This is a genomic window from Paenibacillus wenxiniae (assembly GCF_039822605.1).
Classification (GTDB): Bacteria; Bacillota; Bacilli; order Paenibacillales; family Paenibacillaceae; genus Saccharibacillus; species Saccharibacillus wenxiniae.
Window position 1 is genome coordinate 44,614 of sequence record NZ_JBCGUH010000012.1, and the last position, 12,439, is coordinate 57,052.

The 12,439-nt window shown below is 45.9% G+C and carries 8 protein-coding genes; 7 read left to right on the forward strand and 1 reads right to left on the reverse strand.

The window, feature by feature from the left end:
- Positions 1 to 51 precede the first annotated feature (51 nt).
- On the forward strand, positions 52 to 3,273 hold the full coding sequence (locus AAHF22_RS18285) for a DUF5704 domain-containing protein (protein ID WP_347326466.1): 3,222 nt from the start codon (positions 52 to 54) through the stop codon (positions 3,271 to 3,273).
- A 373-nt stretch (positions 3,274 to 3,646) separates the two neighbouring features.
- Here the strand turns inward: AAHF22_RS18285 and AAHF22_RS18290 are convergent, their stop codons facing one another.
- Positions 3,647 to 4,771 (reverse strand): GGDEF domain-containing protein, encoded by a 1,125-nt coding sequence (locus tag AAHF22_RS18290; protein WP_347326467.1) that lies wholly within the window; start codon positions 4,769 to 4,771, stop codon positions 3,647 to 3,649.
- A 589-nt stretch (positions 4,772 to 5,360) separates the two neighbouring features.
- Between AAHF22_RS18290 and AAHF22_RS18295 the strand changes: the two genes are divergently transcribed.
- From AAHF22_RS18295 to AAHF22_RS18320, 6 genes are all read left to right on the forward strand, one after another.
- Positions 5,361 to 5,561: a cold-shock protein gene (locus AAHF22_RS18295; RefSeq protein WP_017813974.1), complete on the forward strand. Its 201-nt coding sequence runs from the start codon at positions 5,361 to 5,363 to the stop codon at positions 5,559 to 5,561.
- A gap of 297 nt (positions 5,562 to 5,858) precedes the next feature.
- Complete coding sequence (locus AAHF22_RS18300) at positions 5,859 to 7,091, forward strand: GntR family transcriptional regulator (RefSeq protein WP_347326468.1); 1,233 nt, start codon at positions 5,859 to 5,861, stop codon at positions 7,089 to 7,091.
- A gap of 321 nt (positions 7,092 to 7,412) precedes the next feature.
- Positions 7,413 to 8,723, forward strand: a complete 1,311-nt coding sequence (locus AAHF22_RS18305; protein WP_347326469.1) for a glycoside hydrolase family 125 protein — start codon at positions 7,413 to 7,415, stop codon at positions 8,721 to 8,723.
- 82 nt (positions 8,724 to 8,805) lie between these two features.
- Complete coding sequence (locus AAHF22_RS18310) at positions 8,806 to 10,185, forward strand: extracellular solute-binding protein (RefSeq protein ID WP_347326470.1); 1,380 nt, start codon at positions 8,806 to 8,808, stop codon at positions 10,183 to 10,185.
- A 194-nt stretch (positions 10,186 to 10,379) separates the two neighbouring features.
- Positions 10,380 to 11,288, forward strand: coding sequence for a carbohydrate ABC transporter permease (locus AAHF22_RS18315; protein WP_347326471.1), 909 nt, complete (start codon positions 10,380 to 10,382; stop codon positions 11,286 to 11,288).
- 14 nt (positions 11,289 to 11,302) lie between these two features.
- Complete coding sequence (locus tag AAHF22_RS18320; protein WP_347326472.1) at positions 11,303 to 12,175, forward strand: carbohydrate ABC transporter permease; 873 nt, start codon at positions 11,303 to 11,305, stop codon at positions 12,173 to 12,175.
- The last annotated feature ends 264 nt before the right edge of the window (positions 12,176 to 12,439 follow it).

Here is a 12,439-nt window from a genome sequence, read left to right on the forward strand (position 1 = left end):
AACACTACAGAGGCTAACTACAGATATTTTGTAGGTATGATGTACTTCGATATGTGGAAAGGATCTACATGGGATAATAAGGCTCCACAAAGAGGAAATTATGGAATAGCTGAACAAAAATATGCGTTTCAGTTTCCGAATCGTACTGTAAAAAGTGTTGAGGCCGTTGTATTTGATCCTCCTGAAGAGCCAGCTAAAAAAGCTGAAAAAGAAAAATTGCTAGAATATTTTACTGAATCGCGCACTGATGATTGGTATGATTATTCGGAATTTATCAGTAGTACCATGCGAAGTGATGCTCTTAAAATCAAACCTGTTATATCTGGCATTGGCACAGATACAGCTACAGTACCTGTAGAGTTAGAAATTGGTCTAGATACTAAATCTGGAACAGAACAAGATATCACATTTCTTTGTAAAGATCGCTGTAATAAAGGTGTAGAAGGTCATCGAATCTATGCTGCCGTTCTATTTAAAATCGAGCTAGCCGCTGACCTCAGCGTCTACTACAAAACTGTGGATGGCAAGTCACTGAATGACATCTTCCCACCACGTATCGAAGAAATGAAGCCAGGCCAATCGTATACGTTTGAGCCACCAACACATGAGGGTTATACCTATGCTGGCTACAAGAAAACTACGGATGGAAGTGATCCTTCTAAAGCGAAAGAGATTACTAAAGGTGATCCACCGAAACTAGATCCCTACAAAGGTAATTTTGAACAATACCGGATCTATCAATATTACGAGGTTGGAGAACCGTGTAAACCTGGCCAAACGAATGCAGAGAACGAGAACTGCGATGATCCCGACTTGCCCTCGGATGGAATGGGAGCTTGTGAATATACGATTCTACCGCCAACTCCATCACAGGAAGTAACCAAAGGGCTGATGAATCCAGAGGCTGCTGGTCATATTTTAGCTGATGATCGCGCGAATGGACGTCATTTTGATGCAACCAAAGGCATTCCTACGAGTGAGAATCTATACGCCAATGCCTGGGGCTATGACTACTTATTCCAGTACAAATTCAGTGAAATGCAGGGCAAGATCAAGTACGATTGTGAAGTGAAGGTGCGCTATAGTCTGAAGTGGAAAGAGAAAAATAGTAAAGACCAGTGGAAGACGAAAACCGCGAGCGAATCTAAAACGTATACATTTGACTTTACCCGAGATTATTCGTACTGGCAGATCAATCAACTGCAAGTGCTAGGTATTGATTCTGCGAAGCTACATAACTATGCTTTGCCATGTGGCGCGGTCACATTGCAAGTAGCCAATTACACCCCACCTGCTTTAACTACGGAAGCCAGTGCGGAAACGAAGGATCATGTTCGTCCAGCAAAGACAGGCGATGTTAGCTATAGTCCGGGTACAATCGATGGAGGACGAAACGGTCGCCCGTCCGTACCGAATGATCGTAGTAAGCTCAAAAGTAGGGCCGAAGGCAAAACGGATGCACCTCACGTTCGTAATGATGCGATTGAGTTTAGTTATAAAAACCAGGACACTGAAGTCATGAACGGCGACTGGAACCAAGCGACGACACCAGCACCCAAGGCAATTCCAGCACCTACGAAGCTCCGTTCCTACAAAGATGGAAGCGAGCAAATTCTTTACAAAGGTTCACAGCTCATTAGCAAACGACTCGTGAACAAAGCCAATACTGCATCAAGCGGCGTCATTTTTTATACGATGGTAGATAGCGATGTGAATGGAGAAGGCGATCAGAGCTATCCAATTACGAATATCAACAATGTCACCGTACATACACCCGTCGTCGACTACGCATCCGTCTCCGACGACCAAGCCCACAACCAGAAAACCGTTCCAAGCACGGATCGCATGGCACTAATCCTGAATCGTCCTTTCATCGTGCGTATCCCCACGATTGGACAACATCTGGACAGTAGTGACTATCCGGGTTATGGCAAACGAGACTATGCGAAATATATCCAGGTCAAACAGGTCTGGTTCCCGTTTGACGTGTACAGCGAAGACCGAAGTACCTTCTATCCGCAGCAAACGTGGATCGACATTCCGGTGCAGCAACTGGATACCGTGTTTCAGCTTCCCGTCTGGGTCGATGAAGGCCACTATACGATCGCTTTTCGCACGGTCGCTGAGAATGCACCGACTCGCTTTACCGCCCAGCAGGATGCCAATACTAGCCTCAGTCATCATGTGGCCAAAGATACGATCAACGTGGAGGTGATCGGACGATTATACGATTTCCATGTCACCGATATCGCTGATTTCGCGTGGGAAACGGTGTTTCGGCAAGCGGTAGGCCGTCCGCTCCCAACGAGACGTTCATACTGGGTCGGACCGAACACCATCGATGGTGAGCCACGTGGTCATACGAGTCCCTATGTGCTACCGATTGTACGCGGCAGTCACCCCCAGCCCGGCTTCAAAAACGTAACCGTCAAAACGGGCTACCCTTTCAAATTCGATCTAAAAACGATCGGCAATATGTTTGGCGATCGGGATGCGATTCGGCTCACGCCACGTTTTTACTACCAGGATCGCTCGGCAGCGACATCACCGAAGCGGATTCCGGTCGACCTGTATTACCATTCGGACACCGAATCGTTTATTCGTATCGGTTCAGCGGCGGATGTGCAGCGACGACAGGTGACGCTAAAGGAGCGGCTGCGCAATGTGCCATTAGCAGACTTACAGCAAACCGCCACATCGATCTACGCCCTCACCAGCGGTTGGCTGATCTCGAAGGAGCAGTATCTCGCCCATTTCCTCAAACGAGCGAGTCAACCTACGTACACCGGCGGCTATGATGTTCAGATCCTGCCCTCACCGCTGCGCACATTCATTCAGCCACCAAGTCGCCCAGCGCAGGCTTCGGCGAGTCCAGCCCGTGTGAATGCAAGTGTCCAGCAATGGTATGGCGAATACAGTCTGCCTGCTCGGGTGTACGCGGTGCCACAAGGCACCGATCTGGCCGCCTACGGACGCCGTCATATGCTGGATGAAAAGTCGCCGATTTTCTTAAAGCAGGGCTTTATCGTGGTCAACCTGGACATTGAATCGATTGTGAATGGCGATACAGCCCATCCGCACCTGCAATACATCCATGCGCCGCTGAGTAACCAGTGGTGGCACATGGAAGGCTATGACGGCACCGATGGGAAGCGTGATCACCAGATCACCGACCCCTACGGTGTGCAGTATGAAATAGCTGATGGAGACGTATTGTTCTACGATACCGACCATAGCGTCTATGATGATTACACTAGCCGTGGTACACATTAAGCTTGATTCGATAAACTTATATATCGGTCAACATACCTTAGACTGAATATAAAAATGCTAAATATAAAAATATTAAATATGAAAATACTAAGTATAAAAGTGCGTAGTAACATTGAACAATTAAAAACCGCGAAAAAATTATACTAATGACAGAAATTACATGAATCAGTTCAACAATCGTAGTCATATCAGCAAGGAAGCTAGTACAAGAATGTTGTTGTAGTCAACGTAAATAGACGACTCGTGAAGAAGGAAGCAACTGTACGTAAAGTCATAAGCAAGTCGACACATGGACGGAATTACAAAAAAGCACCGTCATGCCTATGGCATGACGGTGCTTTTTGATCATAAACGGTTCCATGATTGTATTTCATCAGGCGATATCACCGACACTTTTAGCGGTGATCGTCTTATTTTTACCGGAACGCTTGGCATGATATAAATATTGATCGACCTGTTCGAACAATTGATCTTTATCCAATCCTGGTTCGCAGCTATGTAGCCCGATGCTAATCGTTACCGTTTGATTGTCCAGTTCTTGCCAGTGAAGGCGAGCTAGATACTGGCGTATACTTTCAACGAGCGCGTAAGCCTCGTCAAACGTTTTGTCAAAAATAAGCAGGGCAAATTCCTCGCCGCCATAGCGTGCCGCAATATCGCTTGAAGGGATATGCTGCTGAATAATCTGTGCTACGGTTCCCAGCACTTTATCGCCAATCTGATGACCATACGTATCATTGATCAGCTTGAAGTTATCAATATCAAGCAAAGCGAGATGCAGTGTAACGCCCTGGCTGGCATAATCAAACGCGGTATCATAATAGTCTTTAAACGAAACTTGATTGTACAGATTAGTCAGACCGTCCGTTTTGGAAATTTTGCTCATAATTGCGTTTTTGACGATTAGATCCTGCTTGGATTGCATCGTATGATGCAAATCGCTTAAAATCTCGCTACCACTTGAGACGATGACATGCGCAACAAATGTACCTCCCAGTATAAATGAAGGGATCGAAATAACATCAAAAGGAGTTAAAAACCAGCGAAAGTGGGGATCGGCGAAATATAGGGTCAGGAATGCAAACATCTGCAAAAATGCCGGAATCCAGATCAACCTTTTATTAAAAAAAATGACTGCCGAGAATATGGGCATCAGGCAGAGGGCAGTAATGATACGGATATCGTAGTTCAAATAAATAATCGTCCATGTAATAAATGTACTCGTTGAAAATAAAGCATAGAACGAAAACTGTAACCGGGTGCGATGAATCCAATCAGCCCATACGATCATCAACACCATGCACGACGTCGGAATCAATAAAATATGAACGAAAAAGTGATAAGCAGTTGCCGGATAGTCCAAAAATAAAAAAGCCCCAAGCTGGGCAAAAAAGTGAATAAAAACAACCACCCAGTAGGACCTCAGGAAATTACGAATCCATTTTTGCCGCTTATTGATGTGCTCCAGATGGTCAAACACAGAATCTGAGGATTTCATAACATCACCATACTGCCTCATTAGTTAAATTACCAAGCCATATACGTATTTACCTAGTTATTATAGATCATTACTTCGCCGGAAAGAAGTTAATTTTTGGCACAGTATACAGTATAAAACGTGAGAATTAGCGCTTTTTTGACAAATTTTTGAGAATTTTATACTTGAGATGTCATTCTATACATACAGAATACGAATGAGATACCAACGATAGAACTATTTATGGAACAGATGGAGGTATAAATGGACGCCAGATCAAGACGAATATAGACCTTAGGCTGAGAAATAGGAGCGTTTTCATAGTCCCATAATCCCGATTAGCCGAAAATCGACAAACGCAATAGGGGCGCAAGTAAAAGCGGTTTCTTTTTTTAAAATTAAATTACAAAAATTCCCTTCCGGTGATTGTATTTAAGAGAATGATCGGTTATAATGAGTATAACGAAATCGTGACCTGAACTCACATATGGCAGAGGGTTGTTATTTTGTAAAACCAATAACCTTGTGTTATATGTGATTTTTCATTTTATCGGATGTTTTTTTCTGAATAAAGAAGGTCATGTAAATTTAATTTTTGGAGGTACCCCACATGCAAACAGGTACAGTTAAATGGTTCAACGCTGAGAAAGGTTTCGGCTTCATCGAAGTTGAAGGCGGCAACGATGTATTCGTACACTTCTCCGCAATCCAAGGCGACGGTTTCAAAACTTTGGACGAAGGTCAACGCGTAGAATTCAACGTAGTTGAAGGTAACCGTGGACCACAAGCTGAGAACGTTGTAAAACTGTAATTCAGCTTATAAAAACGCCCTTAACAATCGTTAAGGGTGTTTTTTTGTGTTTACTATTTATGTTTACTATTTATGTTTACCATTTGTGTTTACTATTTGTGTTTACTATTTGTGCTTACTTTCCGTATTTATTTTCTATGCTTACATCGGGATGTAGGCAACCACACTATTGTATCAATAATATCTCCTTTCAACCTACATCAGTCCGGCTTATTTTTATTATGATTTACATAAATGATATAACATATTATAATATATGTTAATATTAAACATAAATCCTAATCCAAAGGTGATATTATGCTAGATAGCCCATTATCTTTAAAACCACGGTATGAACAGATGTATATTGAGCTTCGTTCACGTTTGCAAAAGGGGATTTACGGTGTAGGCGACAAGCTTCCTTCCGAGAAAGAGCTAATGAAGCAGTTTGACGTGAGCCGGATCACCTCAAAAAAGGCGCTCGATATGCTTGTGCAGGAGGGCTATATTGTGCGCCAGCCGGGTCGTGGATCGTTTGTGATTCGGGCAGGTGAAGAGCCGATTGAAGCGTATACTGCTCCAGCCAGGTTGCCTTTTGAGCCGCAGGAACAGACGGGGACGCAGCGTCGACTTGCCAGCAAGCAGGTCGTCATTGGCTTGATTCTGGAAGATTTTAGCGATAGCTATGGTAAAGAAATGCTGGCCGAGATGGAACGCACGGCTCAGCGTCTGAATGTGTATCTGATGATTCGTATGTCTTTTTCACAGCCGGATATTGAGGAAAATGCGATTCGTAGTCTGCGTGAATATGGAGTGGACGGACTCATTATTTATCCGACACGGGGACAGAGCTTCAATCCAGAAATTTTACGGCTTGTGATTGATCGGTTCCCGCATATACTGGTCGATCGTTATTTTAAAGGGACGGAATCGGCTTCGATCAGCACAGACAATGTAGAGGCAGCGCGCAAGGGGACGAATCATTTGCTTGATCTGGGACATCGTCATATCGGTCTGCTTGCCTCCAAAGTAATGGACAATGTAGCGATCGAGGAGCGGATTGAGGGCTTTGTACGTGCTCATGCAGAACGCGGCGTCATACTGGATCGCTCGTACTGGTTAACCGATATGACGTGGAACGGGGAGACGGAAGCGGAAGAACAGGAACGTGTGCGCAACAACGTGGATACTATCCAGCGTATGGTGGAGCAGCATCCGCAAATGACAGCTATTTTTGCGATGCAGTATGAATTAGCACTATTTGCGAAAGAGGCGCTGGAGCATGCTGGTGTGAAAATACCGGAGCAAATTTCGCTCATCTGCTTTGATAGCCCACAGGCGAGTGCAGCATTGTATCCGTTTACACATCTGCAACAGGATCAGCATTCACTCGGTCGACTTGCGGTAGAAAATGTACTCAAGCTTATTGCCGGCGAAACATTACCTGGACGCCTATCGCTCACTGCGGATCTGATTCACGGTCTGTCCACAGCACCCGCACCACAACTGCCTGGAGCTATGCAGTCCAAGCGAGCAACCGGAACCGATTAAACGGGAGTAACTGTGCCTATGTTAAGCGATATATCTATCGCATAACAGACTGAACGAATACCCGAATACCCGAATACCCATTGCTTGGTACGATAAGATATATATAGAAAATCACGTAACATTACTGTGCAGTTGACCAGCAATGTATACGCAATAATTGGATAATACAATAGGATATACAAAACACCGGATGATATGACAATATTATCCGGTGTTTTGCGTAATTTAATTTAAATATTATAATATAATATATTGACATGTTATTTAGAGTGAATTATGATAATGCCATAAATGAAAGCGCTTTACACAAGGAGGCAAGGTATGAACGAACAGGAACAAGCGATTGTCCCCTTTTCTGTGGAACAACTCATATCCAGTGTCGCTAGCAAATTGGAACAACGACCGAAGCTGGCGCATATGTTCGGCAATTGTATTCGCAATACGTTAACGACGACATTACGACCTCAGCAAGACGGCACGGTATTCGTCATTACCGGCGACATTCCGGCGATGTGGCTACGCGATTCTGCCGCGCAGGTACGCCCTTATCTGCTACTGGCGAATGAAGATGAAGGGCTTGGCGATCTGGTCAGCGGTGTAGTGAAGCGGCAGATTCGTTATATTTTACAGGACCCTTATGCAAATGCCTTTAATGAAAGTGCCGATGGTAGTGGCCATCAGGACGATCGAACGGAAATGACCCCGTGGATCTGGGAACGCAAGTACGAAATTGATTCGCTCTGCTATCCCCTTCAGCTTGCTTACTTGCTCTGGCAGAAGACAGGACGCACCGATCACTTTGATGATGAATTCCGTCAGGCATGTCTGACGATTCTGGATGTATGGCGCACCGAGCAAAATCACGATGTCCATTCCGCTTATCGATTTGAACGTTTTGATTGTCCGGCTTCGGATACGCTTCCACACGAGGGCAAAGGCAATCCGGTCGCTGTCACAGGCATGACCTGGTCAGGTTTTCGTCCAAGTGATGATGCGTGCGAATACGGTTATCTCGTACCTGCTAATATGTTTGCAGTCGTTGTACTGGGCTATATGCAACAGATTGCCACTGACGTATACAGCGATCATGAGCTGACCCAATCGGCTGCCGCATTACAAGCGGAAATTCGTGAGGGCATCGAGCAGTATGGAATCGTTACCCACCCCGAATTTGGACCGATGTATGCCTACGAAACGGACGGTCACGGCAATTACAATCTGATGGATGATGCCAACGTACCGAGCTTGCTATCCTTGCCGTATTTAGGCTATTGCAAACCGGATGATGAACGTTATTTAAATACAAGGCGCTTTATCCTGAGCCAGCACAATCCGTATTATTACAGCGGTTCAGCAGCGAAAGGAATCGGCAGTCCGCATACGCCACCACAGTATATCTGGCATATTTCACTGGCGATGCAAGCGCTCACTTCACTCCATACGGAAGAGCAGGAACAGCTGCTCACCCTATTGGAAAACACCGACGCAGACACTGGATTTTTGCATGAAGGCTTCCACGCCGATAACCCGGCACAATATACTCGGGAATGGTTTTCCTGGGCGAATTCATTATTTAGCGAGTTGATCTTGACGCATTGTGGTTATGATGTGCCAAGCAGCAAGCTAAAATAAAAGATTGTTCACCTAACAATGGATTCGTGAATAGAAGAAGCGAGACTTACTGAATTACCATTTCCACAAAGGGGCGATCAGTATGAAAAAGCAAAGTTACAAATGGGCAGCAGGTATGCTACTCACTCTATCCGTATTCACCGCAGCTTGTTCTTCCGGCGGCACAGCAACAACAGGTTCTGCTGACAGTAGTTCATCTTCCAGCAACAGCAAAGTGGTCAAAGTCGCCTACGGCAAATGGAACGATACCGACGTATGGGGCAAATGGCTGACCGATGTTAAAACGGAATTTGAAAAGGAAAATCCAGGCGTGACTGTAGAGTTGCAGCCTATCCAGGGCGCACAATATGCAACGAAAATTCCGCTGCTCATGTCCGACCCAAAAACCGCACCTGAAGTGCTCGCTGAAGATTCCTTTATGATCAATGCAGATAGTGCTGCCGGTTATTTGGAGCCACTCGCTGTTGACCAGTGGAGTGACTGGAGCAAGTTCAATGACGGCATTAAAGCAGCCGTTGTAGGTAAAGACGATAAGAGCTATGGCGTTCCATTCTCCACTGACGTGCGTGGTCTCTACTACAATAAAGAGCTATTCAAAAAAGCCGGTCTGCCTGTACCGTGGCAACCGAAAAACTGGCAGGATATCCTGACAGCTGCGCAAACGTTAAAAGATAAAGAACCAAGCATCATCCCATTCTGGATGAACTCCAGCAAAGCCGGACAGGAAGCAACAACGATGCAGACGTTCGAAATGCTGTTGTACGGAACTCAAAACACACTGTTTGAAAACAACAAATGGGTAACACAAAGCCCTGGTGTGCTGAACTCCCTGCAATTTATCAATAATGTATACAGCAAAGGTCTGGGTCCACAATTGTCTCAAATTATGACAGCGCAAGCTGGACAGGTACTGGAAACCGATCTGATGCCAAATCAAAAAGTAGGTATCGTACTGAACGGTAGCTGGTTGCCATCTACATGGGCATCCACAGGCAGCAAACCGTGGCCACAAGCGCTGGATGTGTATGATTTCGTGAAAATGCCAACAGAAAACGGTCAGGCTCCTGGTTACACTTCGATGTCCGGTGGTTGGACACTCGCTGTAGGCGCGAAAGCTCAACAGAAAGACCTCGGTTGGAAATTTATCCAGATGGCAGTTAACGAGAAGTACAACAAAGAATACGCCATGCTGGATAGCGCACTGACTCCACGTACAGATGTAGCGAAAGATTCAGAGTATTTGAGTCAGCCAGGCACACTGTATGCAAAAGCAGCTGATTTCATTAAGTATACTCACGTTCGTCCAAGTAACTCCGACTATCCGGTTGTATCGACAGCGATTCAACAAATGGTCGAAACCGTCGTAACGGGTGGAGCAAGTCCACAGGATGCGATGAATCAATTCACGCAAAGTGTACAGCGAAGCCTCGGTGCTGACAAAGTAGCGCCAGCAGCTAACTAACGACGAAGTTTACGTAATGTAGCCGATTCAGACAGGTAGCCGGTCGCCAGGGTTGCAGGGCAGCCCGGCTGCCTGATCTGTTTACGGATGGAGCGTATAGGAACGATAGAGAAACCGTGATGGGGCTGTGCATAAGCTGGCACAAAACGTGTCGGTGAAGGGACCTGATCGCGCAATGGAGGAGGAGACTGAAGATGGAGGCTGTACAAGCGCGCAACACTGCGAGCAAACGCCGAAATAATGCTGAACAATGGCGGGCATTGGTATTTTTGTCGCCAAGCTTTGTTTTGCTGCTGGCGTTCTTTTTCGTACCGACCATTCTGACGTTTTATTTTGCTTTTACGAATATGGCATTGACCGGTGCTGCGGCAGCGGATACGCAATTTGTCGGCTTTGAGAACTTTAAAAATATGTTTCAGGATGCCAGCTTCCGCACATCTGTCTGGAATACGATCATTTTCCTGATCTTTTCGGCAGTCGTGGGGCAGCAGGTGATGGGCTTTATTATCGCGGTATTGATGAACGGACGCAGTCGCGTCTTTCGCAGTGTGATCGGCTCGATTGTGATCGCGGGCTGGGTTGCACCGGAAGTGGTGTGTGCGTTTGTATGGTTTGCATTTTTGAATGATACCGGTACGGTGAACACATTCCTGCAATCGGCTAACATTACACCGATCGCCTGGTTGTACACGTTCCCGATGGTATCGGTTATTATTGCCAACATCTGGCATGGTACTGCCTTTTCGATGATGGTATTTCAGGCAGCGCTTGGCGATGTGCCGCGTGAGGTGGAAGAATCCGCGATGATCGATGGCGCGAATGCATGGCAACGTCTGACACGGATTACGCTTCCGATGATCGTAAGCTCCGTCACGACCAATATGGTACTCGTTACGCTGCAAACACTCGGATCGTTTACACTGATCTATGCTCTAACCGGCGGTGGTCCAGGTCTTGCAACCGAGACGCTCCCTATCTATATGTATCATCAGGCTTTCGTTAATTATCAGTTAGGTTATGGAACAGCGATCTCGCTGATGCTGCTGTTGATCGGTATTATTGCCAGCCTTGTGTATATGCGAATGCTTAAAGTGAAGCTGTAAAAGGAGGAAAACAGATGAGCACAGTACATGATGCCCCACGTACAACCACCCGCAAGCGCAAACTGAATCGGTTCGCGGTTGCACGGGTTTTGCCTTATATCATTTTGACGATTATTGGTGTTCTGTTTTTGCTTCCGCTGTTATGGCTAATTTTTGCATCGTTTGACAAGGACGCAACACTGGCACTTAAGTTTCCGGTTCAATTTACACTGGATAACTATCGGGATACGGTAACGAATCATGAGAATCAACTTTCCTTTGCCAACGGTCTGATTCTGGCGGTTGGGCAAGCATTGCTCGTCGTTATTGTAGCTGGTCTGGCGTCGTATCCGCTGTCCCGTTATCAGATGCGTTACAAACGTCCATTTATGTATGTTATTTTGTTCGCAACTGGCTTGCCATTGACGGCTGTAATGGTGCCAGTGTATCAATTTTTCCTGTACTTCGGTATGCAGGATTCACTCTTTTTCACCATTTTGTTCCTGACCGCTTCGGCATTGCCGTATTCGATCTGGATGATGAAAAACTTTATGGATTCGGTGCCGATTGAGCTGGAAGAAGCGGCATGGGTCGATGGCGCATCGATCTGGACGACACTGCGTCTGGTCATCGTGCCACTGATGCTGCCAGGTATTTTCACCGTTGGGATCTTCGCCTTTTCCGGTAGCTGGGGCAACTTCCTCGTTCCGTTCATCCTGCTGCAAAGTGCGGATAAGCTGCCTGCGGCGGTTACGATCTATCAGTATTTTGGTCAAAATGGTATGGTGCAATACGGTATGCTCGCTTCGTTCTCGGTGCTGTATACGATTCCAGCAGTTGCGCTGTATATTATCGGTCAACGCTACATGTCGCAAGGCTTTAGCTTTGGCGGTGCATCGAAAGGTTGATTTCGCGGGATGAACAGCGATTGCGGAGTCTCTCAGTACGCTGTCGATCCATTTCGATACGAAGCGTACAGACAGATAGCAAGAAGTCGAACATGGAAATAATTGGTTATGCAATGGATGAGCCTGTAGCGGAATGTGCTACAGGCTTTTTCACGCGTACTTGCATAAAATTTACGAAAATCGCTTGGTACAACCGCGCTCATATTGTATGATATAGGTTGTTCCGAGGCGTAGGGTTCATATTGATGCTGAGCCGGGTCGCCA

What these genes read in the sequence shown, in the direction of transcription:
- AAHF22_RS18285 (WP_347326466.1), top strand. Translation starts at nt 52, where the DNA reads ATGTGGAAAGGATCTACATGGGATAATAAGGCTCCACAAAGAGGAAAT.
- AAHF22_RS18290 (WP_347326467.1), bottom strand. Translation starts at nt 4,771, where the DNA reads ATGAAATCCTCAGATTCTGTGTTTGACCATCTGGAGCACATCAATAAG.
- AAHF22_RS18295 (WP_017813974.1), top strand. Translation starts at nt 5,361, where the DNA reads ATGCAAACAGGTACAGTTAAATGGTTCAACGCTGAGAAAGGTTTCGGC.
- AAHF22_RS18300 (WP_347326468.1), top strand. Translation starts at nt 5,859, where the DNA reads ATGCTAGATAGCCCATTATCTTTAAAACCACGGTATGAACAGATGTAT.
- AAHF22_RS18305 (WP_347326469.1), top strand. Translation starts at nt 7,413, where the DNA reads ATGAACGAACAGGAACAAGCGATTGTCCCCTTTTCTGTGGAACAACTC.
- AAHF22_RS18310 (WP_347326470.1), top strand. Translation starts at nt 8,806, where the DNA reads ATGAAAAAGCAAAGTTACAAATGGGCAGCAGGTATGCTACTCACTCTA.
- AAHF22_RS18315 (WP_347326471.1), top strand. Translation starts at nt 10,380, where the DNA reads ATGGAGGCTGTACAAGCGCGCAACACTGCGAGCAAACGCCGAAATAAT.
- AAHF22_RS18320 (WP_347326472.1), top strand. Translation starts at nt 11,303, where the DNA reads ATGAGCACAGTACATGATGCCCCACGTACAACCACCCGCAAGCGCAAA.